Source organism: Streptomyces sp. AC512_CC834 (genome assembly GCF_019049325.1).
In the GTDB taxonomy this organism is placed as follows: Bacteria; Actinomycetota; Actinomycetes; order Streptomycetales; family Streptomycetaceae; genus Streptomyces.
This window is the reverse complement of the sequence record NZ_JAGMUO010000130.1, coordinates 16062-38623: the sequence shown is the minus strand read 5'-3', so window position 1 is coordinate 38623 and position 22562 is coordinate 16062. Positions and strand designations below refer to the sequence as shown.

Below are 22562 nucleotides of genomic sequence, written 5' to 3'. Positions count from 1 at the left end.
TCCTCATCTTCCCCACGACGCATCTCGCCGTGAGACGGACTTGGCACCTTCCCTAGTCGGGAGCCTCGCCACGTCTGCGTGACAAGAACCGACTGGAGGGTTGCCGGGGCTTCAACGGGCCGTATCCCTCTGCCCCTCTGGATGAGCGGTATGTGGTTGTTTTTCGGTGGTGCCCGCGGCGACCCCGGCATGCGGTGGTCCCACGCGTTGTTCAAGACTGTAACCGAAGGCCAGGGCGGTTGAGATAGTCGTCCGTACCGCGAGATGGATCACAAAGGAGCCCCGGGACGTGCTGGAAGAAGTCGAGCGCTGGCTGAGCGCACGCTCCTGGTCCGTGTCGGACCGGCCGATCCAGCAGCTCGTGTCCGCCAAGAACGCCACCGGGCAGTCGGTCAGCGTGGTGCTGCCCGCCCTGGACGAGGAGGCGACGGTCGGCGACATCGTCACGGTGATCCGGCGGGAGCTGATGCTCCGGACGCCGCTCGTCGACGAGATCGTGGTCGTGGACTCCGGTTCGGCGGACCGTACGGCGGAGGTGGCCGCGGCAGCGGGCGCGCGCGTCGTGCACCGCGACGCGATCCTGCCCCGTCTGCCGGCCGTGCCGGGCAAGGGCGAGGTGCTGTGGCGTTCGCTGCTGGTCACCGGCGGCGACATCGTCTGCTTCGTCGACGCCGACCTGCGCGAGTTCTCGGCCGACTTCGTCTCCGGGATCGTGGGCCCGCTGCTCACCGACCCGGACGTGCACCTCGTCAAGGCCATGTACGACCGTCCGCTCGGCGCGGCCCCCGGGCAGGGCGGCCGGGTCACGGAGCTGATGGCCCGCCCGCTGCTCAACATGCACTGGCCCCTGCTGGCCGGCTTCGTCCAGCCGCTGGGCGGCGAGTACGCGGCCCGGCGCTCCCTGCTGGAGCGGCTCCCCTTCCCCGTCGGCTACGGCGTCGAGCTGGGCATGCTGGTCGACGCCCTGCACCTGGTGGGCCTGGACGCGCTCGCGCAGGTCGACGTCGGGGTCCGCAGACACCGCCACCAGGACGGGCGGGCGCTCGGCCGGATGGCCGCGGCGATCTACCGCACCGCCCAGTTGCGGCTGGCCCGCGGCCACCTGGTCCGACCGGCCCTCACCCAGTTCGAGCGGGGCGTCGACGGCTTCGAGCCGCGCACCTACGCCGTGGACACCGAGGAACGGCCCCCGATGGCGGAGATCGCGGAGTACGCGGCCCGGAGGGTGGCTTGACCCCCGGGTCTCAGCCGGGGACGCCGTCCGACCAGCGCCACCGGCCGCCGGAGTCCGGCTCGCAGGTCAGGTACTCGCCGCCCCGGCCGTGGGTGTGCAGGCCCCGGTGCTTCTTGGCGCAGAACTGGCCGTCGGCGTAGCAGTTGCCGGCCGGGCTCATCAGCTCGCAGACGCCGGAGCCGCCGCCCGTGCCGCCTCCGCTCGTGCCGCCGGTGCCGTCGGCCCGGGTCTTCGAGGGCTCCGGGGTCGGCTCCGGCATGTGCAACAGGCGTCCGGCGCAGTCGCGGCCGTCGCGGGGGACGGTGAAGGTCACGGTGCCGGGGCCGCCGCTCTGCTCGCAGACCTTCTCGCCGCTGCCCCAGGAGGAGGCCCGCTGCCCGGTGCCCTGGAGGCGCACGGTGTAGCCGACGTGCGCCTTCTTGGCCGCTCCGACGGCCGCCCCAATGCTGTCGCCGGTGAGGTCCGGCAGGGTGACGGCGGTCGGGGTGGGCGTGGGCGTCGGGGTCTCGGTGCTGGGGGACGCCTCGGGGGTGGGACTGCTGCTCGGCGCGGCGGTGGCGGTCGGGGTCGTCGTCGTGGCCGCCGCCTTCGCGCTCGCGTCGCCGTCTCCGTCGCCGCAGCCCGCCAGGGCCAGCGCGCAGGCCGCGATCAGTGCCGCCGGGGCGACGAGTCCGCTCCCGCGCGGGTGTCGCGTGTGTATGCGTATGGGCATGGTTCGCCCGCCCCCCAAGAAGTTGAAATGTGCACCGCACATCCTCATCCCGTTCACAGTTCCCACACAAGACGCGTGACCGAATCGCAGCCGAGGTGACACCGGGGAACGTTTGAGGTTCGGGGGGCCGGGCTAGGTTGAGGCGTATGGCTTCAAGCTTCGGTGCTGCTCAGGTGCTGGTCGCCTCCAATCGGGGGCCGGTCTCGTACGAGGTGCGGGAGGACGGGTCGCTGCACGCCAAGCGGGGCGGTGGCGGGCTGGTCTCGGGGCTGTCGGCCATCGGGCCGGACGCGGGCGCGCTGTGGGTGTGCTCGGCGCTGGGCGACGGCGACCGCGAGGCGGTGCGGCGCGGGGTCGGCGAGGACGGCGTACGGATGCTGGACGTACCGGCCGACGTGCACGCGGACGCGTACAACGGGATCGCCAACTCGGTGCTGTGGTTCGTGCACCACATGCTCTACCAGACGCCCCTGGAGCCGGTCTTCGACGCGGAGTTCCGGCGGCAGTGGGCCTCCTACGAGGCGTACAACCGGGCCTTCGCCGAGGCGCTGGCCGAGGAGGCGGCCGAGGGCGCGGCCGCGATCGTGCAGGACTATCACCTGACGCTGGTGCCGGGCATGCTGCGCGAGCTGCGGCCCGACCTCAGGATCGGCCACTTCTCGCACACGCCGTGGGCCCCGGTCGACTACTTCCGGCTGCTGCCGGACGACATCGCCGAGCAGGTGCTGCGCGGCATGCTCGGCGCCGACCGGCTCGGGTTCCTCACCCGGCGCTGGGCCGACGCGTTCACCGCGTGCTGCGACGCGGTCGTGGGCGGGCTCGGGGGCACGGAGATCGGCGTGCACGGGCTCGGCGCCGACGCGGACTTCCTGCGGGCGCGGTCGCACGAGGCCGACGTGGAGGAGCGGATGGCTGTGCTGCGGGAGGAGATCGGCACGGCGCCGGACGGCGGGGCGCGCCGGACGATCGTGCGGGTGGACCGGACCGAGCTGTCCAAGAACATCGTGCGGGGGCTGCTGGCGTACCGGGAGCTGCTGGCGGGGCGGCCCGAGTGGCGCGAGCGGGTCGTGCACGTCGCGTTCGCGTACCCCTCGCGGCAGGACCTCGCCGTGTACCGGGACTACACCGCCGAGGTGGAGCGGGTGGCCCGGTCGGTCAACGACGAGTTCGGGACGGCGGGGTGGACGCCGGTCGTGCTGAATCTGAAGGACGACTTCGCACGGTCGCTGGCGGCGTACCGGCTGGCGGACGTGGCGCTCGTCAACCCCGTGCGGGACGGGATGAACCTCGTCGCGAAGGAGGCGCCGCTCGTCTCCGACGCGGGGTGCGTGCTGGTGCTGTCGCGGGAGGCGGGGGCGTACGAGGAGCTGGGCGAGGACGCGGTGGTGGTGAATCCGTACGACGTGTCGGGGACGGCGGACGCGTTGCACGAGGCGCTCGGCCTGCCGGCGGGGGAACGGGCCGAGCGGTCGAAGCGGCTGGCGGCCGCCGGCACGGCGTTGCCCCCGGCGCGGTGGTTCCTGGAGCAGTTGGAGGCGCTGCGGGGCTGACGGCGACGATTGCCGCTGCCGCTGTCGGGAGCTACTTGGCCTGGACCGGCGGGCAGTAGCCGGTCTGCTCGCCGATCGAGTTGATCTCGGCGTTCGGCCTCGGGTCACCGGCGTAGTTCACCTGATCCGTGCACTTCACCCCGTCGTTCTTCGGGGTACCGGACGGCGTGCCGCCCGACTGCGGCTCGGGGCAGGTGCCGGTCTGCTCGCCGATCGAGTTGATCTCGGCGTTCGGCCTCGGGTCACCGGCGTAGTTCACCTGGTCCGTGCACTTCACCCCGTCGGTCTTGTCCGACTTCGCCGCGTTCGCGGTGTCCTTCGGGGTGTCCGAGGACGTACCGCCGGTGGCGCTGGGGGACTGTGGAGTGCTCGGAGCGGTGGCGGCGGGGGCCGCGTCGTCGCTGGTGCCGGTGGCGGCGCCGCTGTCGTCACTGGCGCCGCAGGCGGTCAGCGCCAGGCCGAGGGCTACGGCGGCGAGGGCGAGCGACGGAGTCTTCCGAGCGAACATGACGCGTTCCTCCACGGTTATGGGACGACCATTGAGCAGGTTGAGCAGGCCTTACGGCACCCAAGAGCGTGCGGGCGGCAGGCCGGGTTGCCCCATCCGTGGTGTCCGGACATTCCTGTGACAGGCCGGGAAACTGTCCGAGACGTTGTCTCAGGCCAGTCGGCGCGCGAGGGCGGCCAGGAGGGCCACCATTCCGGCCGGGCCGTCCACCACCACGTCGGCGCGTTCGCTGAGGGCCGTGACCTCGTCGCTGCCGCTGCAGACCAGGAAACCGGGGGTGCCCTCCTCGCGGAGGGTGTCGACCGCGGCGAAGGCGGGGAGGTCCCCGAGGTCGTCGCCGGCGAAGAGGACGGACGCGGCGCCGAGGGAGTGGGCGTACGACCGCAGGGCGGCGCCCTTGTCCATGCCGGGTGGGCGCAGTTCCAGGACCATGCGGCCCGGCTCGACGACGAGGCCGTGCCGCGAGGCCAGGTCGGCGAGGGGGGCGCGCAGGGTTTCGAAGGCGGCCTGTGGGTCGGGGGCGCGGCGGGTGTGGACGGCGACCGCGTGGCCCTTCTCCTCGATCCACGTGCCCTGCTGAGCCCCGGACCGCTCCAGCAGTGCCGGCAGCTCGGCGCGGACGGCGGCGACGCCGGGGTGCGGGTCGGGAGTGGTGAGGGTGCCGGTGGCGGCGTCCCAGCGCTCGGCGCCGTAGTGGCCGAGGACGACGAGGTGGTCGAGGCCGGAGACGTCCGCGAAGCCTCCGTGGCGCACCGCGACCTCGGCGGGGCGGCCGGTGATGACCGCGATCGAGGCGACCTTCGGGGCCAGGGCCGCGAGCGCCGGTACGGCCTGCGGGTGGGCGCGGGCCCGGTCCGGGTCGGGCACGATCGGGGCCAGCGTGCCGTCGAAGTCGAGCGCGATCACCGCGCGGCCGGGGTCGGCGAGGAGGGCGTCGAGCCCTTCGAGTCCGGCCGCCGTGACGGGCGTCGGCAGGGGGTGTGGGGCGTCGTCTCGAGTGGAGTCCTGGTGGCTGCCCATACGGCGAACCTATCCCGCCCGGACCGGCCCCACGCGTCGCCCGCGAGCCCCGTCACGGCCGGGCCGGGGGGCCACGGGGCCGGGGCCCACGTCTCGGGCACACCGGGACCACTCTCCCCGGGGGCGGCGGCTCTTCCGGCCGCGTCACGGCGGACGGCCGACGCGGGGCTACCCGGTCCGGGGACGACGTCCGGGGCGGGCGGCTCTGCCGGGCGGGTGCCGGGGGTGTCCGGGGCGGTGCCTCGTCCGGGACGGGCGGCTCTGCCGGGTGCGGGTGCCGAGGTCGCCCGGCACAGTGTCCTGTCCGGGGCGAGCGATTCTGCCGCGTGCGAGTGCCGGGGCGGGCGGCTCTGCCGCGTGCGGGTGCCGGGGACGCCCGGCACGGTGTCCCGTCCGGGGCAGGCGACTCTGCCCGGTGCGGTGTCTTGTCCGAGCGGGCGTTCCGCCGGGTACAGGTGCCGAGGTCGACCAGCACGGTGTCCTGTCCGGGGCGAGCGATTCTGCCGCGTGCGAGTGCCGGGGCGGGCGGCTCTGCCGCGTGCGGGTGCCGGGGACGCCCGGCACGGTGTCCCGTCCGGGGCAGGCGACTCTGCCCGGTGCGGTGTCTTGTCCGAGCGGGCGCTCTGCCGGGTACAGGTGCCGAGGTCGACCAGCACGGTGTCCTGTCCGGGGCGAGCGACTCTGCCGCGTGCGAGTACCGGGGACGCCCGGCACGGTGTCTCGTCCGGGGCAGGCGGCTCTCCCGGGTACAGGTGCCGGGGCACCCGGCGCGGTGTCCTGTCCGGGGCGGGCGACCCTGCCGGGCGGGTGCCGAGGGTGTCCGGGGCGGGGTGGGCGGTCTCAGCGTTCTGCGCGGCGTGACTCGCGTATGCGGCGTAGGCGGTTGACCGTCACCGGGTCGGACGCTAGGGCGCGGGGGTCGTCCAGGAGGGCGTTGAGGAGCTGGTAGTAGCGGACGGGGGCCAGGCCCAGTTCCTCGCGGATGGCGCGCTCCTTGGCGCCGGGGCCGGAAAAGCCCCGGCGCTCCAGCGCGAGGATGCCGCGCTCCCGCTCGGCCAGCTCTCCCAGGTCCATGTACGGCACCGTAACGCCCGGCACCGACAGCGGCCGTCGCCCCGTCGCCCCGGCCGTACGGCTACTCGGCGCTGCCCGCCCGCATCGCCGTCACCTGGATCTGGCCGAGCACCTCCTCGGGGCTGCCGCCGGAGGCGACCGCCTGGCCGATGCGCTTCTTGACGTCCGCGCTGACCGCCCCCCAGGACGTCTTGCCGACCGGGTACAGCTCGGAGAGCAGCAGCTCGTCCAGGAACGGCTTGAGGTTCTTGTCCTCCTCGGCGGTGCTCATGACCTCGGACGCGGAGGTGGTCACCGGCAGCAGGTCGTACTCGCGGGAGAAGTCGAGGACGTTCTCGTCGCTGTAGACGAAGTCGAGGAAGTCGCCGACCTCCTCCTGGTGGCCGTTCTTCTTGAAGGCCGTCATCCAGTCGGAGACACCGAGGGTGCTCTTGCTCGCGCCGTCGATGCCGGGGGTGGTCACCATGCCGTACTTCACGCCCTTGTCGGACGCCATCTTCATCAGCGAGGGGTGGCCGTTGAGCATGCCGACGTCGCCGTTCGCGAAGGCGGCGAAGGCGTCGGCGCGGTCGAGTTTGCCGGGGGCGACCGGGCCGGTGAGGCCCTTGCCGACCAGTTCGTCGCGCAGCCAGGTGAAGGTGGTGACGTTCTGCGGGGAGTCGACGGAGTAGGTGCCGACGCCGTCCGTGTAGCCGCCCCCGCCGCTGAGCATCCACTGCATCGTCTCGGCCTGCGCCTCCTCGGGGCCGAGCGGCAGGGCGTAGGGGTACTTCACGCCCTTGTCCTTGAGCGCCTCGGCGGCCTCGGCGAGGTCGTCCCAGGACTTGGGCGGCGTGACGCCGGCCTCGCTGAAGAGGGTCTTGTTGTAGAAGAGCACGCGGGTGGAGGCGGCGAAGGGCAGGCCGTACTGCACCCCGTTGACCTGGCCGGCACCGGCGAGCTGCGAGACGAAGTCGGCCTGGACCGGGATGGAGAGCACGTCGTCGGCGCGGTAGAGCAGATTCTTGTCCGCGTAGTCGGAGTAGGCGCCGATCTGCGCCATGTCGGGCGCCTTGCCGGCCTCGACCATCTCGCGGACCTTGCGGTCGACGTCGCTCCAGGAGTAGACGGTGACGTCCACCTGCACGTCGGGGTGCTTGGCCTCGTAGGACTTGACCAGTTCGTCCCAGTAGTGTTGGGAGCTGTTGTCCTTGCTGTCGCCGTAGTCGGCGGCGACGAGCTTCAGGGTCACCTCGTCGGAGTCGTCGGTGAGGCCGCAGCCGCCGAGAACCGCCGTCATGCCCAGTGCGGACACCACCGCGATCGTTCCTGTCCTACGCCGCTGCACCCTGAATCCCCAACCCTGCGTTGTCCGTTTAACGGATTAAGGTCTACACCACGGCAGTGGACTAGACCTCTCCCGGGTAGACGGGCCACACTGTCCCCGTGAGACATGTCATCGCCCTCGATGTGGGCGGCACCGGGATGAAGGCCGCCCTGGCGGGGCCTGGGGGCGAACTGCTGCACCAGGCGCGCCGGGCCACCGGCCGCGAGCGCGGCCCCGAGGCGGTCGTCGAGGGCATCCTCGACTTCGCCGCCGAGCTGCGGGCCTACGGCGCCGACCGGTTCGGCGAGCCGGCCGGTGCCGCCGGTGTGGTCGTCCCCGGCATCGTCGACGACGAGCACGGCACCGCCGTGTACTCGGCCAACCTCGGCTGGCGCGACGTACCGCTGCGGGCGCTGCTCGGCGACCGGCTGGGCGGCATCCCGGTCGCCCTCGGCCACGACGTGCGCACCGGCGGGCTCGCCGAGGGCCGCATCGGCGCCGGGAAGGGCGCCGACCGGTTCCTGTTCGTGCCGCTGGGCACCGGGATCGCGGGCGCCATCGGCATCGACGGCCGGGTCGAGTCGGGCGCCCACGGCTTCGCGGGCGAGATCGGCCACGTCGTCGTACGCCCCGGCGGCATCCCCTGCCCGTGCGGGCAGCGCGGCTGCCTGGAGCGGTTCGCGTCCGCGTCGGCGGTCAGCCAGGCGTGGGCCGAGGCCTGCGGCGACCCGGACGCGGACGCCGCGGACTGCGCCAAGGCCGTCGAGTCGGGCGACGCCCGCGCGCTCGCGGTCTGGCAGGACGCCGTGGACGCGCTCGCCGACGGGCTGGTCACCGCGCTCACTCTGCTGGACCCGCGCGTCCTGATCATCGGTGGCGGCCTCGCCGAGGCGGGGGAAACCTTGTTCACACCACTTCGGGACGCCGTCCGGCGGCGCGTCACCTTCCAGAAGCTGCCGGAAATCGTCCCTGCGGCACTGGGGGACACCGCCGGCTGCCTGGGTGCCGGGCTGATGGCCTGGGACCTGCTCGGCACCGAACCGATCGGCACCGCAGCGATCGGGACCGCAGCGATCGGGACCGAAGCCGTCGGCTCCGAAGCCATCGGGACCGAAGCCATAGGGACCGAACCAACCGGCACCACCCCCACGACCGTGACTCCCCCGGAGGTAACCACCTGATGGCCCCAAGCAAGGTTCTCGCCGGTGCCCGGGTGGTACTGCCCACCGGGACCGTGGACGACGGCCGCGTGATCGTCGACGGCACGCGGATCGCGGACACGGCTCCCCCCGGGGCGGACGTCCTCGACGTGTCGGGCCATTGGGTGGTCCCCGGCTTCGTCGACATCCACAACCACGGCGGCGGCGGAGCCTCCTTCACCGGCGGCACGCCCGAGGACATCCTCAAGGGCGTCGAGACCCACCGCCGGCACGGCACGACCACGGTGGTCGCCTCCGCCGTCACCGGCGAGCTGGACTTCCTCGCCCGGCGCGCCGGGGTGCTCGCCGAGCTGGCCCAGCAGGGCGACGTCGCCGGCATCCACTTCGAGGGGCCGTTCATCTCCCCGTGCCGCAAGGGCGCGCACGACGAGCAGTTGCTGCGCGACCCCGACCCGGCCGAGGTGCGCAAGCTGGTCGACGCGGCGCACGGGCACGCGAAGATGGTGACGCTGGCCACCGAGCTGCCGGGCGGCCTGGACTCCGTACGGCTGCTCGCCGAGCACGGCGTGATCGCGGCGGTCGGGCACACCGACGCGACGTACGAGCAGACGCTCCAGGCCATCGACGCGGGCGCGACGGTCGCCACGCACCTCTTCAACGCGATGCCGCCGCTCGGCCACCGCTCCCCCGGTCCGATCGCGGCGCTCCTCGAGGACGAGCGGATCACCGTCGAGCTGATCAACGACGGCACGCATCTGCACCCGGCCTCGCTCCAGCTCGCCTTCCACCACGCGGGGGCCGCCCGGGTCGCCTTCATCACCGACGCGATGGACGCGGCCGGTTTCGGCGACGGCCGCTACCTGCTGGGCCCGATGGAGGTCGAGGTCGCGGACGGCGTGGCCCGGCTGGTGGAGGGCGGCTCGATCGCGGGCTCCACGCTCACCCTGGACCGCGCCTTCAAGCGGGCGGTGACGGTGGACGGGCTGCCCGTCGAGGACGTCGTCGCGGCGATCTCCGCCAACCCGGCCCGGCTGCTTGGCCTGGCCGACCGGGTCGGCTCCCTGGAGCCCGGCCGGGACGCCGACCTGGTGGTCCTGGACGACGCCTTCGACCTGGTGGGCGTGATGCGCCGGGGCGAATGGGTGGTCGATCCCCAACTGGGCTGATCCGTCTCGGGTCCATCCCCACTGTGGCCGACCGGGGGCTGGGCCCGCCGTCGGGCGTTTGGCATGATCGTGTCCACACGACAGCCGCAGGCGATCGGGGGAGGTCGGACCAGGTGATCCTCACCGTCACACTCAACACCGCGCTCGACATCACCTATCGCGTCCCGGCCCTCAGACCGCACGCCTCCCACCGGGTCACCGGAGTGACGGAGCGGCCCGGCGGCAAGGGGCTGAACGTGGCCCGGGTGCTGGCGGCCCTCGGGCACGAGGTGACCGTCACCGGCTTCGCGGGCGGCACCACCGGAAACGTCGTGCGCGAGGGACTGGCCGGCGTCCACGGGGTGACCGACGCGCTGGTGCCGGTCACGGGGGCGACGCGGCGCACCATCGCCGTCGTCGACGAGCGCACCGGCGACACCACCCAGCTCAACGAGCCGGGACCGGCCGTCGCCCCCGCCGAGTGGAACGCCTTCCAGGAGGCGTACGAGGGTCTGCTCGCCGGCGCCGCCGCGGTGGCCCTGTGCGGCAGCCTGCCGCCGGGCGTCCCGGTGGGTGCCTACGCCGGGCTGGTGCGCGCCGCGCGCGCCGCGGGCGTGCCGGTGCTGCTCGACACGAGCGGGGAGCCGCTGCGGCGGGGCCTGGCCGCCCGCCCGGACCTGATCAAGCCGAACGCCGACGAACTGGCCGAGCTGACCGGCTCGCACGAGCCGCTGCGGGCCACGCAGGCCGCCCGGCGCCGCGGTGCCCGCTCGGTGGTCGCCTCGCTGGGCTCGCAGGGGCTGCTCGCCGTGACCCCGGAGGGTCGCTGGCGCGCCGCGCCGCCCGCCCACGTCCACGGCAACCCGACCGGCGCGGGTGACTCGGCGGTCGCGGGGCTGCTCTCCGGCCTGGTGGAGCACCTGCCCTGGCCGGACCGGCTGGCCCGCGCGGTGGCACTGTCGGCGGCGACGGTGCTGGCACCGGTGGCGGGCGAGTTCGACCGGGCGGCGTACGAGGAGCTGCTCGGACGCGGCGTCGCGGTGACGGCGGAGGCGGGCGCAGCGTCGCGGTGACCGCGGAGGCGGGCGCGGCGTGAGCGCCGCCGGTCCTAGTCCTCGACCTTGCCCTTCTTCAGGGAGAACTGGTCCAGCAGGACGTTGCACTTGTCGCCGTCGGCGCAGGACAGCGAGATGGTGTTGGTGCCCTTGTTGAGCGTGGGCCAGGCAAAGGTCTCGGTCCAGCCCTTGGCGAAGTCGCCGTCCTTGGCCCCGGTGAAGTTGCCCAGGTTGAGCTTGCTGCCGAACTCCTTGCCGTTGACCGTCAGGGTCATCGACTGGTCCTCGCCGGCCGCGCTGTACCCGGCGAAGAGGGTGTAGAGGCCGTCCTCGGGGATGCCGTCGACGGTCCAGGTGACCGAGGCGCCGGGCTGGTTGAGGTTGGTCACGTAGACGCCGCCGTCGGACTCGGCGCCCTCGATGTCCGAGGCGAGGGACGCCGTACCGCCCAGCCGCATCGCCTTCGCGTCGATGGCCGGCAGCTCGACCTCCTCCTCGGCGCCGTCGCTGGCCGACGGGCTCGGCTCGGTGGTCTCCTCGGACTGGGTGGGGGTGGTGTCGCCCCCGGCCTCGTTGCCGCCCTTGTCGTCCTCGGAGCCGTTGCTCGTCATGGCCACGGCGATGCCGATGACCACGGCGGCGACGACCGCCACCGCGCCGATCAGCAGACCCCTGGTGTTGGGGCCGCGGCGTCCGCCGCCCCCGCCGTGCCCCGGCTGCTGCTGCGGGCCCCCGGGACCGCCGCCACCGCCGGGAAACGTCTCCGGCGCTGCGTAGTTCGCGTTCGGCTGGCCGTACGCCCCCTGCGGCTGCCCGTAGGCGCCCTGCTGCTGCGGGGCGGCCTGGCCGTAGGCGGCGGTCGGGGCCGCCTGGCCCTGCGGTGCCCCGTACTGCCGCGTGCCGACGGGACGCACCCGGTTGACGGAGTTCGGGTAGCCGTAGCCACCGGACGGCGGCTGGGCCCCGTTGGCCTGCCCGTCGGCGTAGAGGTAGCCGAAGGGGTCGTCGTCCTCGGGCGTGCTCGCGCCGTTGTTGCCGGGCGTCATCCCTAGGTCTCCTAACCAAATGCGGTGCGTGGTGCGGTACGGGTCGTGAGAGAGCGAGCCTACCCGCTCCCACTGACCCGAAAGGGTGACTCAGACCGCATCAGCGCCCTGACCTCGTGATCATCCGGCCCGGCGATGCTGTTTGGGACGAGATCGTTTCTCGACGTACATCCGTTCGTCAGCCGACTTCAGGACTTCGTCCGCCGTCATGCCGCAGTGGGCCCAGCCGATGCCGAAGCTGGCGCCCACCCGGACGGCCCGGCCCTCGGCCCGGATGGGCTGGATGATCTCGCCTCGCAGCCGTACGGCGAGGTCCTGGGCGTCGGCCCGGCCGAGCCCGTTGGCGAGGATCACGAACTCGTCGCCGCCGAGCCGGGCCACGGTGTCGCCGTCGCGCACCCCGCCGCTGAGCCGGCGGGCGACCTCGATGAGTACGGCGTCGCCCGCGTTGTGCCCGAACCGGTCGTTGATCGACTTGAAGCCGTCCAGGTCGCAGAAGAGGACCGCGAGCCCCTTGGTGCCGTCGTCACGGCCGTCCTCGGGGGCGATGGCGTGCACATGGTGATCGAAGGCGCCGTACGGCTCGACGGCGGCGCCGAAGTCGAAGGTGTGGCCGCCGGAGTCGAACACGGCGGGATGCCCGTAGGCGGCGTCCATGGCGTCGGCGACGGCCGCGTGCGCCGACTGGGGGCGCTGGCACAGCCGGGCGGCGAGGCGGGAGCGCAGCTCGGCGGAGTTCGGCAGGCCGGTGAGGGAGTCGTGGGAGGCGCGGTGGGCGAGCTGGACCTCGTGGCGCTTGCGCTCCTCTATGTCCTCGACGTGGGTGAGCAGGAAGCGCGGCCCGTCGGCGGCGTCGGCGACGACGCTGTTGCGCAGCGAGACCCAGACGTAGGTGCCGTCGCGGCGGCCCAGGCGCAGCTCGGCCCGGCCGCCCTCGGCGGAGGTGCGCAGCAGGGTGCCGATGTCCTCGGGGTGCACGAGGTCGGAGAAGGCGTAGCGGCGCATCGAAGAGGCGGGGCGGCCCAGCAGGCGGCACAGCGCGTCGTTGGTGCGCAGGATCCGGCCGTGCTGGTCGCCGCCCATCTCGGCGATGGCCATGCCGGAGGGGGCGTACTCGAAGGCCTGCCGGAAGCTCTCCTCGCTGGCCCGCAGCGCCTGCTGGTCGCGCTCCAGGCGGACCAGGGCGCGCTGCATGTTGGAGCGGAGCCGGGCGTTGCTGATCGCGATGGCGGCCTGGAACGCGTACATCTGCAAAGCCTCGCGGCCCCAGGCGCCGGGGCGGCGGCCGTTGCGCGGCCGGTCCACGGACAGGACGCCGACCAGCTCGCCGCTGTTGCCGCCGCCCTGCGGGCCGGGCGCGTACATCGGGGCGAAGAGCCGGTCCGAGGGGTGCCACTCGTCCTCGAAGCGGGGCGCGGGCCCGTCGGTGTACCACTGCGGGACGTCGTCGTCGTCGAGGATCCAGCCCTCGGTGTGGGGTATGAAGATCAGGTCGCCCCACTGCTCGCCCATGCTCAGGCGCCGGTCCCAGGAGTCGCGGGAGCCCGCCCGGCCGGTGATCAGCGCCTCGGCGGCCTGGTTGCCCGCGAAGGCGGCGACGACGAGATCGCCGTCGGGGCGGACCAGGTTGACGCACGCCAGCTCGTACCCGAGGGCCTGGACGACGCCGTCGGCCACGGTCTGCAGGGTGTCGGCCAGGCTGCGGGCGGTGTTCATGTCGGCCATGGCCTGGTGCAATTGCCGCAGGGACGCAAGGCGGACATAGGGCTCCGACTCGGTCTCCATGCTCGCCCTCCCCCCGAGACCTCGCAGTGAATCAAGGGTTCTCTTCGGCGCCTTTACCGCCGGCGCCATTGCAGGTTCCCCGCCACTGAATCACAGCGCGCTCCTCACTCGGTACACAGGGTCAACAATAACCGCCCCTTGTGACTCAAGTCACAGCTAAAGATGAACAATTGGACGGGGTTCCTGCGTTTTCCCTGTGCGTTTCCTGAACGCAAAGTTTGTAGGTATGCGCACGCCTCGTTCTGTGGGCCTAGGTCCCGGTTCCGCCCGAGGTCCGATGCCCGGCCGGCCGCCCGCAGATTAGCGTGGCGGGGTGCCGAATACTCCGTCCCTCACGCCCCTCACGTCCCCCGCGTCCCCTGCGTCCCCCGCATCTACCGCGTCGCAGTTCCCGTCGCCCGCCTCCGGGCATGCTGAGGGGGTGAGCAACGAGGAGTTCCGTGCTGCCATGTCCCGGCTGGCCTCGGGCGTGGTCCTGGTGACCGCCCAGGAGCCGTCGCTCGACCCCGACGACCCGCTGGCACCGCGCGGCGAGGACGTCGGAATGACGGCCACCGCCTTCATGTCGGTGTCCCTGGACCCGCCGCTGGTCCTGGTCAGCCTGCGCGAGGGCTCCCGCATGGACGACCTGCTCGACGAGCAGCCCCTGTGGGCGGTCTCCGTCCTCTCCGAGAGCCAGCGGCACATCGCGGGCCGCTTCTCGATGAAGGGCCGCGTCAGCGACCGGCTCCTGTTCGCGGACATCCCCTACGTGCGGGGCGAGACGACCGGTGCGCCCCTGGCCGGCGGGGCCCTGGCGACCCTGGAGTGCCGTACCGAGCAGCGGATTCCGGCCGGGGACCACACCCTGGTGATCGGCCGCGTGCTGACCGCCTCGCTGCCCAGCGCGGACGGGGGGCCGCTGGCGTACTTCAAGGGGCGGTACCGGCAACTGGGCTGAGCGGTAATCCGCTCGTCCGGCGTACGGGCGCCTGCATAGGGTGCGCCCATGACGACCGGCACCACGCTCCGCGTACAGGAGATCACCCCCGCGAACATCGAGGCCGCCCTCGCCATCCGGGTGCGCCCCGATCAGGAGTTCGCCGTCGACCCGGTGGTGAAGTCCCTCGCCGAGGCCTACGTCCACCCCGGAAAGGCCTGGCCACGGCTGATCCTCGACGGCGACCGTCCCGTCGGCTTCCTCATGGGCTTCTTCGGTGTCGACTGGTACGACGACGGCAGCGCACTGCGCTCCGGCCTGTGGCGCCTCAACATCGCCGCCGAGGAGCAGGGCCGGGGATACGGCCGCTTCGCCGTGGAGTCGGTGGCCGCCGAGGTCCGCCGCCGCGGCGGCAAGGAGTGCTTCGTCACCTGGCACCCCGGCGAGAACGGCCCCGAAAACTTCTACCTGGGCCTCGGCTTCCGTCCGAACGGCGAGAAGGCCGAGGAGGAGACGGTCGGCGTACTGGAACTGGAGCTGGGGACGGATACGGAAACGTCGACGGCGACGGACTGAAAACGCGTGGTCGACGCCCCCCGGGGAGGGGGGCGGGAGGGGCCCTGCCGGTCAGTCCCAGTCCCGCGCGGAGCGCCCCCGCTTGGTCTGCGAGCGCTGCTTCTTCTCCCGCAGCCGCCGTTCATTGATGCCGCGCGGTATGCGGGTCGGCCTGCGGGGCCTGGGCGGGGGCGCGGTGGCCTCCGCGAGGAGGGCGGCGAGACGTACGGCGGCGGTCTCGCGGTTGCGCCACTGGGAGCGGTGCTCGGAGGCGCGGACGGTGACGATCCCGTCGGCGAGGCGCCCGGCCAGCCGCTCGAGCGCCCGCCTCTTCCAGACCTCGGGCAGGGCCTCGGTCCGCGCCAGGTCGAAGCGCAGCTCCACCGCCGTGTCCGTGGTGTTGACGTGCTGTCCGCCGGGCCCCGAGGAGCGCGAGAAACGCCAGACCAGCTCGGCCTCGGGCAGGGAGACGGAGCCGCGGATGACATGGGGACCGGACATGCCTCCATGTTCCCGTCCCCGCATGGTCCGCGTCACCCGAATATCCTGATCCCGGCATCGGTAAAGAAAGTAAAGAGAGGCGGAACCTTGGGGACCCCTCTCGTCGTTCATGGTGATAGCTGTAGCTTTCTTGCCGTACGTAAACGAGGGAAGGGACTCCCAACAATGGCTGTAAGCCTGTCCAAGGGTGGCAACGTCTCGCTCACCAAGGAGGCTCCGGGCCTGACCGAAGTCACCGTGGGGCTCGGCTGGGACGTCCGTACCACCACCGGCACCGACTTCGACCTCGACGCCTCCGCGATCGCGGTCAACCCCGAGGGCAAGGTCTACTCCGAAGCCCACTTCATCTTCTTCAACAACAAGCAGACGCCGGACAACACGATCGTCCACACCGGTGACAACCGCTCCGGCGAGGGCGCGGGCGACGACGAGGCGATCAACGTCAACCTGGCCGGTCTGCCGGCCGACGTCGAGAAGATCGTCTTCCCGGTCTCGATCTACGACGCGGAGAACCGCTCGCAGAACTTCGGCCAGGTGCGCAACGCCTACATCCGCATCCTGAACCAGACCGGCGGCACCGAGATCGCCCGCTACGACCTGTCCGAGGACGCGGCCACCGAGACCGCCATGGTCTTCGGCGAGCTGTACCGCAACGGCGCCGAGTGGAAGTTCCGCGCCGTCGGCCAGGGCTACGCCTCGGGCCTCGTGGGCATCGCCCAGGACTTCGGCGTGAACGTCTGACGTTCTTCACCGGCCCGTAGCCCGTTCGCTGCGCACGAAGGCCTCCCGGTCGTCCGTCGGGAGGCCTTCGGCGTCCCCGGAGCAGACGCCAAAAGGTGCTCTGAACGGGCGTTTCACGTGAAACGCCCCATAGGATCACGAGGTGCGCACCCCCACCCCCCGTCTGCTCCTGGCCGCCGTCACCGTCACCGCCCTCGCGGCGTGCAGTGGCGGCGGCGCGGTCGACGGCACCCCCGGCGGATCGGGCGTGCGCGACCCGTACTTTCCCAAGGCGGGCAACGGCGGCTACGACGTCGGCCACTACGACCTGACCCTGGACTACGACCCCGGTGCGGACACTGACACCGACGCCGACGCCGGGGCCGGGGCCGGGGCCGGGCACCTCACCGGCACCGCGACGATCACCGCGCGCGCCACCCGGGACCTGTCCGCCTTCAACCTGGACCTCAAGGGCCTGGACGTCGAGAAGGTCGCGGTCGAGGGCCGGGACGCCCGCTTCAACCGGGCCGGACAGGAGCTGACCGTCCGCCCGGCCGACGAACTGGACGACGGCGAGACGTTCCGCGTCAGCGTGCGCTACTCCGGCGAGCCGGAGACGATCACCGACCCCGACGACTCCGAGGAGGGCTGGCTGCCCACCGCCGACGGCGCGGTGGGGCTCGGCGAGCCGACGGGCTCGATGGCCTGGTTCCCCGGCAGCCACCACCCTTCCGACAAAGCGACGTACGACCTCGCGGTGACCGTGCCGGAGGGCCTCGGCGCGGTCTCCAACGGCGAGTTGACGCAGCAGCGGACCCGTGACGGCCGTACGACGTTCACCTGGCACACCGCCGAGCCGATGTCGAGCCACGTCGTCACGGTCGCCGTCGGCGAGTGGGAGACCGACCGCTCCACCACGGACGACGGTCTGCCGGTGTACACGGCCGTCGACCCGCGGCAGGCCGACGCGAGCCGCGAGGTCCTGAAGCGGATTCCCGACATCATGGAATGGGCGGAGGGGAACTTCGGCCCCTACCCCTTCTCCTCCACCGGCGCGATCGTCGACCGCGCCGAGGACGCCGGCTACGCCCTGGAGACCCAGAACCGGCCCTACTTCCCCGGCGCCCCCGACACCGTCCTGCTCGTCCACGAACTCGCCCACCAGTGGTACGGAAACTCCGTCAGCCCGAAGACCTGGCAGGACATGTGGCTGAACGAGGGCTTCGCCACCTACGCGGAGTGGCTGTGGGCGGAGGACGAGGGCGGCGACACCGCCCAGGAGACGTTCGACGCCCTCTACGACGGGACGTACTACGCCGACGAGGCCGCGAACGAGTCGATCTGGGCCTTTCCGCCCGCGGACCCGCCCGACGCGGCGCACATCTCCGCGAGCCCCGTCTACCAGCGGGGCGCGATGGTCCTGCACAAGATCCGCGAGACGGTCGGCGACGACGCCTTCCGGGACCTGCTGCGGGGCTGGGCCGCCACCCACCGCCACGGCAACGCCGGCACCGAGGACTTCACCGCGTACGTGGAGAGGTCGGCGCCGGACGAGGACTTCACGGAGATCTGGGAGGACTGGCTGCACGGAGACGGCCGGCCCGAGTCCCGGTGAGGCACCGCCCCGCCGGGTGCCTCACCCCTCGTAGGCGTCGAGCAGCCGGGCCAGGTCCGGCGGCCAGAGCGGCTCGGGGGCCTCGGCGAGTTCGGCCCGGCTCCACCACCGCCAGGTGAGGATGCCGTCGGCGGCGTGCGCGGCGGCGAGGTGGGGGCCGGTGGGCTCACGGCGGGGGCCGTGGGCGACGTAGATGTGCTCGTACTGGCGGACGGGGCCGACGCTCAGGTGGGTGAAGTCGTGTTCCCAGGTGCAGAGCAGGGGACCCGGCTCCAGGTCGGTCCAGCCGGTCTCCTCTCGCACCTCACGCAGGGCGCCCTCGCGGGGGCTCTCGTCCGCCTCCAGTCCGCCGCCGGGCATCGCCCAGTGCACGCCGACCTCGACGTTGTCGTAGCGCAGGAGGAAGACCGCGCCCTCGGGGTCGAGCACGGCGACGCGGGCGGCGCGGCGCGGGGTGCGCGGCTTCCCGCTCTCCAACTCCCTGCGCAGCACCGTGCAGGGGCGGTCGGCTCGGAGGTCACGGCGTTGGTCGACGGCCGTGTAGCCGAGGGCGTTCCAGAAGGCGAGCGCGTCGGTGTTGCCGTCGAGGACGGCGAGCCGTACGGCGGTGCGGCCCTCTGCCCGGAAGCGCTCCTCGAGGAGGGCCGCGAGCCGCCTGCCGTGCCCCTGCCGCCGCAGGGCCGCGTCCACCATCAGCAGCCCGATCCAAGGGTCCGGGTCGGCCGGGTCGGGATGCCGGGCGAGGGTGACCGCGACCCCGGCCAGCCGGCCCGCGTCCCTGGCGAGCAGCACCTCGGCGCCCGGTCGAGCCAGTTCGTCGGCGAGCGAGGCCGCCACCTGCTCCGGGCGGATGTCCTGCGGGTCGGGGAAGTCTCCGCCGAGCGCGTGGAAGGCGTGGTGGGAGGTGTAGAGGGCGGTGAGTTCGGTGAGGAGGGGACCCGGGATGTCGTGGTCGGGGGTGAGTGGGAGCGGGGTGAGGATCACGGGGGCAACCTATCCGGCGGTCGGTCCCGCTGCCCGGGTCAGTCCAGGTCGGACAGGTCGAGTACGAAGCGGTGGTGGACGTCGCCCCGCTCCAGGCGGTCGAGGGCCTCGTTCACGTGGGCGGAGGGGAGGAGTTCGATGTCGGCGGTGATGTCGTGTTCGGCGCAGAAGGCCAGCATCTCCGCGGTCGTCCTGCTGCCGCCGCTGCCCGCGGAGCTGAGCTTCTTGCGGCCGATGAGCAGGGCGAGGGTCTCCACGGTGACCGGTCCGAGGTACCCGAGCTGGCTGAGCGTGCCGTCCATGGCGACCAGGCCGAGGTAGGGGCCGAGGTCGTGCGGGACGGAGATGGTGTCGATGACGATGTCGAACCGGTCGCGGGCGGCGGCCAGCTGCTCCGGGTCGGTGGAGACGACGAGTCCGTGGGCGCCCAGGCGGCGGGCGTCGTCGGCCTTGTCCGGCGACCGGCTGATCACCGAGGTGTCGGCGCCGAGCGCGACGGCGAACTTCACGGCGAGGTGGCCAAGGCCGCCGAGACCGGCCACGGCGACGCGGGTGCCGGGTCCGGCGCCGAGGGCGCGCAGGGGCTCCCAGACGGTGATCCCGGCGCACAGCAGCGGTGCCGCGGCCGCCGGGTCCAGACCGGCGGGGAGCGCGTACGCGAACCGCTCGCGGAGTACGTACTCGCGGGAGTAGGCCCCGAGGGTGGTCGATCCGTCGACGCGGTCGGTGCCGCCGTAGGTCAGGGTCGGGAAGGTGTGGCAGAAGTTCTCCTGGCCGGCCCGGCACATGGCGCACTCGCCGCAGGAGTCGACGATGTTGCCGACCGCGACCGGGTCGCCGACGCGGAAGCCGGTGACCTCGGCCCCGGTCCCGGTCACCACGCCCGTGAACTCGTGGCCCGGGACGAGCGGGTCCGGGCCGCCGTCGGTGTCGTGGGCGCGGATGGCGTGCAGGTCCGTGTGACAGACGCCGCAGTAGTCCACCCGGACGGCGAGGTCGTCGGGGCGCAGGTCGCGCCGTTTCAGCGGCGTCCGCCGCAGCGTCGTCGCCGCGGCCGCGGTGTCCGTGTGCTCTTCCGTGCGCTGCGCCTGCCAGCCCGCAGTGGTCCTCATGGCTCTCCCCGCTCTTTCAGACAGACTGTTCGGTCTATTCCTGTTCCGAGCGTAGCGCGGATGCCGTGAAAGGCAAACCAACTGTTCTGTTCGGTACCCTGCGGGCATGCCCGACCAGCCCCTGACCTCACGCGGAGCCGCCACACACCGGCGCATACTCGACGTCGCGACCCGGGAGTTCGCCGAACACGGGATCGCCGGGGCGCGGATCGAGCGGATCGTGGCCGCCGCGCGCACCAACAAGGCGCAGCTCTACGCCTACTTCGGCAACAAGGAGGGGCTGTTCGACGCGATCTTCTTCGCGTCGCTGGACCGCATCGTCAACGTCGTGCCAATTGACGCCGACGACCTCGCGGACTGGGCCGTGCGCCTCTACGACGAGTATCTGCGCCGCCCCGACCTCATCCGGCTGGCCACCTGGGCGCGACTGGAGCGGCGTCCGGCGGGGCACCTGGTCGACGACGCCGACCGCCGCGACGACGCAAAGCTGCGCGCCATCGCCGAGGCCCAGGCGGCGGGGCGGGTGCGGCCGGGGGATCCGTTCGACGTGCTGGCCGTCGTCATCGCCATGTCGATGGCCTGGTCACCGGTCAGCAACGTCTACGCGGCGACCGCCGACGAGCCCGCGCAGGTGCACGAGCGCCGTCGCGCCCTGCTCCGCGACGCGGTCCGCCGCGCCACCTCGCCCGGCTGACCGCGTCCGCGTCCGCGTCCCCGCCCGCGTCCGCGTGGCGCTCAGGCGGTTTCGGTGACGCGCTTGCGCTGGAGCGAGGTGAGCCGGGAGACGAAGAGCACGGCGAACACGGTGCTCGCGACGGCGACAACGTTGGCGGACTGGGCGTTGAGGAGGATCTCCTTGGCGCCCGCGACGGTCTTCGCCTCGTCCCAGCTCTTGTAGGAGCTCAGGTCCGTCGCGAGCTGGGCGAGCCAGAGCCACCACCAGGTGTGCACCAGCCACCGTCCGGCACCCGCCGGACGGCCGGTCGAGGCCGTCCAGATGTCGTTGGCGATCTGCTTCGGCATGAACAGGTTGACGACCGGGATGAACCAGGACCCGGCCGCCAGGCCGGGGCTGTAGCGGATGCCGCCCGGCGCGAAGGGCTCGGCGTTCTGCCGTATGCGGCGGAACCAGCACGCCCACAGGACCGCCAGCACGATGTTCATCAGCACCCCCAGGACCTCGACCACGAGAGCCAGGCTCCGCAGCGAATCGAAGTCGTCGATGCCGCTGGTGGGCGACGCACCGGGGCGGCCGTCGAGCTGGGTGTAGACCTCCATGAGGATGTTGAACTGGCCCAGTACCAGCACCGCGAACAGAACGAGGAAGACGTTCAGCGCCGTGGCGAGCGACTTCACCGGGCGCGCGGGCTCCGGGGCGTATGGCGAGGGGGTGGCGGGGCCCGGTCCAGGGGGCGGGGTGGAGTACGGCGACGGCTGGGCGACGCCCGGCCCCGCCGCGAACGGAGAGGCGCTCTGCCACGCAGGCGTCGACGGACTGTACGGGGCGGGCGGCGGGCCGAAGCCCGCGACGGGCGCCCCGACCGGAACCCGGTCCTCCGGGTCCTCGCTGTCCAGGAGCTGTACGGCGTGCCGGCCCAGCTCCGCCAGCACCTCGCCGGGCAGCCACGCGCCGCCCGGCGCGGCGTCCGCGTCTGCCGTCTCCTCGATCGACGTCAGCAGCTCGTCGGGGGCGGGTCGTTTCTCGGCATCCTTCACCAGGCAGGCCGCGACGACGCCCTGCCAGGAGTCCGGCACCCCGGTCAGATCCGCCTCCTCGGTCGCGATGCGGAAGAGCAGCGAGTGCATCCCGCCCTCGTCGGTACCGAAGGGCATCCGGCCCGTCGCGGCGTAGGCCAGCACCGCGCCGAGGCAGAAGACGTCACTCGCGTACGACACCTTCTCGCCGCGCACCTGCTCGGGGGACATGAAGCCGGGCGACCCCACGACGGCGCCGGCCTTGGTGAGCCCCTCGGCGGACTGCGTGGACGCGTCCAGGGCGCGGGCGATGCCGAAGTCGATGACGCGGGGGCCGTCGATCGTCACCAGGACGTTGGAGGGCTTGAGGTCGCGGTGCACGAGACCGGCGCCGTGGATGGTCTGCAGCGCCCGCACGAGACCCGCCGCCAGCACCCGCAGAGTGGCGGGGGGCAGCGGCCCGTACTGCCGATCGACGACCTCGGCGAGCGAGGGCCCGGCGACGTAGCCGGTGGCGACCCAGGGAGTCGACGCCGCGGTGTCGGCGTCCAGCACGGGCGCGGTCCACTCACCGCCGACCCGCTGCGCGGCCTTCACCTCCTGCGCGAAGCGCCGCCGGAAGTCCGGCATCCGGGCCAGTTCCTCCCGGACGGTCTTGACAGCCACCGTCCGGCCCCGGTCGGAGCGCGCCAGGTACACCCGGCCCATGCCGCCCTCACCGAGTCTGCCGAGCAACCGGTACCTGCCGATCCGTTCGGGATCGCCCGGCTCCAACCCGTTCATGCGTGTGCTCCCTCGTTCCTGGCGACCCCGTGCGCACGAGGATAGGGACCCGGGGTGTCCCGGGGAAAACGCAGTGCCTGAAA

At 72.7% G+C, this 22562-nt stretch carries 21 protein-coding genes and 1 riboswitch; of the genes, 10 read left to right on the top strand and 11 right to left on the bottom strand.

Features of this window, described 5'->3' with window-relative positions; translation table 11 throughout:
* Nucleotides 1-148, bottom strand: a riboswitch (SAM riboswitch).
* 141 nt (nt 149-289) lie between these two features.
* Entirely contained in the window at nt 290-1234 is a 945-nt protein-coding gene (locus KUM40_RS39805; RefSeq protein WP_217171275.1) for a glucosyl-3-phosphoglycerate synthase, read from the top strand.
* 10 nt (nt 1235-1244) lie between these two features.
* Here KUM40_RS39805 and KUM40_RS39800 read toward each other — a convergent pair whose 3' ends face one another.
* Nucleotides 1245-1946 (bottom strand): hypothetical protein, encoded by a 702-nt coding sequence (locus KUM40_RS39800; RefSeq protein WP_217171274.1) that lies wholly within the window; start codon nt 1944-1946, stop codon nt 1245-1247.
* A 146-nt stretch (nt 1947-2092) separates the two neighbouring features.
* Here KUM40_RS39800 and KUM40_RS39795 point away from each other — a divergent pair, with 146 nt between their 5' ends.
* Nucleotides 2093-3496, top strand: coding sequence for a trehalose-6-phosphate synthase (locus tag KUM40_RS39795; RefSeq protein ID WP_217171273.1), 1404 nt, complete (start codon nt 2093-2095; stop codon nt 3494-3496).
* Nucleotides 3497-3527: 31 nt separating this feature from the next.
* On the opposite strand, the gene KUM40_RS39790 is transcribed toward KUM40_RS39795, so the two are convergent.
* The 4 genes from KUM40_RS39790 to KUM40_RS39775 form a co-directional block, all read right to left on the bottom strand.
* Nucleotides 3528-4004 carry a hypothetical protein gene (locus tag KUM40_RS39790; protein WP_217171272.1) on the bottom strand — a complete coding sequence of 159 codons (477 nt, stop codon included), beginning with the start codon at nt 4002-4004 and terminating at the stop codon, nt 3528-3530.
* Nucleotides 4005-4154: 150 nt separating this feature from the next.
* Nucleotides 4155-5024: a trehalose-phosphatase gene (gene otsB / locus KUM40_RS39785; RefSeq protein ID WP_217171271.1), complete on the bottom strand. Its 870-nt coding sequence runs from the start codon at nt 5022-5024 to the stop codon at nt 4155-4157.
* A gap of 840 nt (nt 5025-5864) precedes the next feature.
* Entirely contained in the window at nt 5865-6098 is a 234-nt protein-coding gene (locus tag KUM40_RS39780) for a DUF3263 domain-containing protein (protein WP_217171270.1), read from the bottom strand.
* Nucleotides 6099-6159: 61 nt separating this feature from the next.
* The gene (locus KUM40_RS39775; protein ID WP_217171432.1) at nt 6160-7377 is read right to left on the bottom strand and encodes an extracellular solute-binding protein; all 1218 of its coding nucleotides are present in this window, start codon (nt 7375-7377) and stop codon (nt 6160-6162) included.
* A 146-nt stretch (nt 7378-7523) separates the two neighbouring features.
* Here KUM40_RS39775 and KUM40_RS39770 point away from each other — a divergent pair, with 146 nt between their 5' ends.
* From KUM40_RS39770 to KUM40_RS39760, 3 genes are all read left to right on the top strand, one after another.
* A complete protein-coding gene (locus tag KUM40_RS39770; protein ID WP_308401339.1) occupies nt 7524-8585 on the top strand; it encodes an ROK family protein in 1062 nt (353 codons plus the stop codon).
* Nucleotides 8585-9730, top strand: coding sequence for an N-acetylglucosamine-6-phosphate deacetylase (gene nagA / locus KUM40_RS39765; protein WP_217171269.1), 1146 nt, complete (start codon nt 8585-8587; stop codon nt 9728-9730). Before KUM40_RS39770 ends, nagA begins: the two co-directional genes overlap by 1 nt.
* A gap of 113 nt (nt 9731-9843) precedes the next feature.
* On the top strand, nt 9844-10782 hold the full coding sequence (locus KUM40_RS39760; protein WP_217171268.1) for a 1-phosphofructokinase family hexose kinase: 939 nt from the start codon (nt 9844-9846) through the stop codon (nt 10780-10782).
* Between the two features lie 35 nt (nt 10783-10817).
* On the opposite strand, the gene KUM40_RS39755 is transcribed toward KUM40_RS39760, so the two are convergent.
* Together KUM40_RS39755 and cdgB are read right to left on the bottom strand one after the other, a co-directional pair.
* On the bottom strand, nt 10818-11810 hold the full coding sequence (locus KUM40_RS39755; protein WP_217171267.1) for a carbohydrate-binding protein: 993 nt from the start codon (nt 11808-11810) through the stop codon (nt 10818-10820).
* Nucleotides 11811-11930: 120 nt separating this feature from the next.
* The gene (gene cdgB / locus KUM40_RS39750) at nt 11931-13595 is read right to left on the bottom strand and encodes a diguanylate cyclase CdgB (protein WP_217171266.1); all 1665 of its coding nucleotides are present in this window, start codon (nt 13593-13595) and stop codon (nt 11931-11933) included.
* 313 nt (nt 13596-13908) lie between these two features.
* Here cdgB and KUM40_RS39745 point away from each other — a divergent pair, with 313 nt between their 5' ends.
* Together KUM40_RS39745 and KUM40_RS39740 are read left to right on the top strand one after the other, a co-directional pair.
* On the top strand, nt 13909-14535 hold the full coding sequence (locus tag KUM40_RS39745) for a flavin reductase family protein (RefSeq protein ID WP_217171265.1): 627 nt from the start codon (nt 13909-13911) through the stop codon (nt 14533-14535).
* 48 nt (nt 14536-14583) lie between these two features.
* The gene (locus tag KUM40_RS39740) at nt 14584-15090 is read left to right on the top strand and encodes a GNAT family N-acetyltransferase (RefSeq protein WP_217171264.1); all 507 of its coding nucleotides are present in this window, start codon (nt 14584-14586) and stop codon (nt 15088-15090) included.
* A gap of 51 nt (nt 15091-15141) precedes the next feature.
* Here the strand turns inward: KUM40_RS39740 and arfB are convergent, their stop codons facing one another.
* A complete protein-coding gene (gene arfB / locus KUM40_RS39735) occupies nt 15142-15570 on the bottom strand; it encodes an alternative ribosome rescue aminoacyl-tRNA hydrolase ArfB (RefSeq protein WP_254396398.1) in 429 nt (142 codons plus the stop codon).
* Nucleotides 15571-15735: 165 nt separating this feature from the next.
* Between arfB and KUM40_RS39730 the strand changes: the two genes are divergently transcribed.
* Both KUM40_RS39730 and KUM40_RS39725 read left to right on the top strand, forming a co-directional pair.
* Nucleotides 15736-16311 carry a TerD family protein gene (locus tag KUM40_RS39730; RefSeq protein WP_217171263.1) on the top strand — a complete coding sequence of 192 codons (576 nt, stop codon included), beginning with the start codon at nt 15736-15738 and terminating at the stop codon, nt 16309-16311.
* A gap of 142 nt (nt 16312-16453) precedes the next feature.
* Nucleotides 16454-17905: a M1 family metallopeptidase gene (locus KUM40_RS39725; RefSeq protein ID WP_217171262.1), complete on the top strand. Its 1452-nt coding sequence runs from the start codon at nt 16454-16456 to the stop codon at nt 17903-17905.
* Nucleotides 17906-17926: 21 nt separating this feature from the next.
* Here the strand turns inward: KUM40_RS39725 and KUM40_RS39720 are convergent, their stop codons facing one another.
* Nucleotides 17927-18889, bottom strand: a complete 963-nt coding sequence (locus tag KUM40_RS39720; protein ID WP_217171261.1) for a bifunctional GNAT family N-acetyltransferase/NUDIX hydrolase — start codon at nt 18887-18889, stop codon at nt 17927-17929.
* Between the two features lie 38 nt (nt 18890-18927).
* On the bottom strand, nt 18928-20001 hold the full coding sequence (locus tag KUM40_RS39715; RefSeq protein WP_217171260.1) for an NAD(P)-dependent alcohol dehydrogenase: 1074 nt from the start codon (nt 19999-20001) through the stop codon (nt 18928-18930).
* A gap of 106 nt (nt 20002-20107) precedes the next feature.
* Between KUM40_RS39715 and KUM40_RS39710 the strand changes: the two genes are divergently transcribed.
* Nucleotides 20108-20695, top strand: a complete 588-nt coding sequence (locus KUM40_RS39710) for a TetR family transcriptional regulator (protein WP_217171259.1) — start codon at nt 20108-20110, stop codon at nt 20693-20695.
* 41 nt (nt 20696-20736) lie between these two features.
* Here KUM40_RS39710 and KUM40_RS39705 read toward each other — a convergent pair whose 3' ends face one another.
* Entirely contained in the window at nt 20737-22479 is a 1743-nt protein-coding gene (locus tag KUM40_RS39705) for a DUF4328 domain-containing protein (RefSeq protein WP_217171258.1), read from the bottom strand.
* Nucleotides 22480-22562 lie beyond the last annotated feature (83 nt).

What these genes read in the sequence shown, in the direction of transcription:
- KUM40_RS39715 (WP_217171260.1), bottom strand. Translation starts at nt 20,001, where the DNA reads ATGAGGACCACTGCGGGCTGGCAGGCGCAGCGCACGGAAGAGCACACG.
- KUM40_RS39710 (WP_217171259.1), top strand. Translation starts at nt 20,108, where the DNA reads ATGCCCGACCAGCCCCTGACCTCACGCGGAGCCGCCACACACCGGCGC.
- otsB (WP_217171271.1), bottom strand. Translation starts at nt 5,024, where the DNA reads ATGGGCAGCCACCAGGACTCCACTCGAGACGACGCCCCACACCCCCTG.
- KUM40_RS39740 (WP_217171264.1), top strand. Translation starts at nt 14,584, where the DNA reads ATGACGACCGGCACCACGCTCCGCGTACAGGAGATCACCCCCGCGAAC.
- nagA (WP_217171269.1), top strand. Translation starts at nt 8,585, where the DNA reads ATGGCCCCAAGCAAGGTTCTCGCCGGTGCCCGGGTGGTACTGCCCACC.
- KUM40_RS39755 (WP_217171267.1), bottom strand. Translation starts at nt 11,810, where the DNA reads ATGACGCCCGGCAACAACGGCGCGAGCACGCCCGAGGACGACGACCCC.
- KUM40_RS39790 (WP_217171272.1), bottom strand. Translation starts at nt 4,004, where the DNA reads ATGTTCGCTCGGAAGACTCCGTCGCTCGCCCTCGCCGCCGTAGCCCTC.
- KUM40_RS39775 (WP_217171432.1), bottom strand. Translation starts at nt 7,377, where the DNA reads ATGACGGCGGTTCTCGGCGGCTGCGGCCTCACCGACGACTCCGACGAG.
- KUM40_RS39795 (WP_217171273.1), top strand. Translation starts at nt 2,093, where the DNA reads ATGGCTTCAAGCTTCGGTGCTGCTCAGGTGCTGGTCGCCTCCAATCGG.
- arfB (WP_254396398.1), bottom strand. Translation starts at nt 15,570, where the DNA reads ATGTCCGGTCCCCATGTCATCCGCGGCTCCGTCTCCCTGCCCGAGGCC.
- KUM40_RS39780 (WP_217171270.1), bottom strand. Translation starts at nt 6,098, where the DNA reads ATGGACCTGGGAGAGCTGGCCGAGCGGGAGCGCGGCATCCTCGCGCTG.
- KUM40_RS39705 (WP_217171258.1), bottom strand. Translation starts at nt 22,479, where the DNA reads ATGAACGGGTTGGAGCCGGGCGATCCCGAACGGATCGGCAGGTACCGG.
- KUM40_RS39800 (WP_217171274.1), bottom strand. Translation starts at nt 1,946, where the DNA reads ATGCCCATACGCATACACACGCGACACCCGCGCGGGAGCGGACTCGTC.
- cdgB (WP_217171266.1), bottom strand. Translation starts at nt 13,595, where the DNA reads ATGGAGACCGAGTCGGAGCCCTATGTCCGCCTTGCGTCCCTGCGGCAA.
- KUM40_RS39730 (WP_217171263.1), top strand. Translation starts at nt 15,736, where the DNA reads ATGGCTGTAAGCCTGTCCAAGGGTGGCAACGTCTCGCTCACCAAGGAG.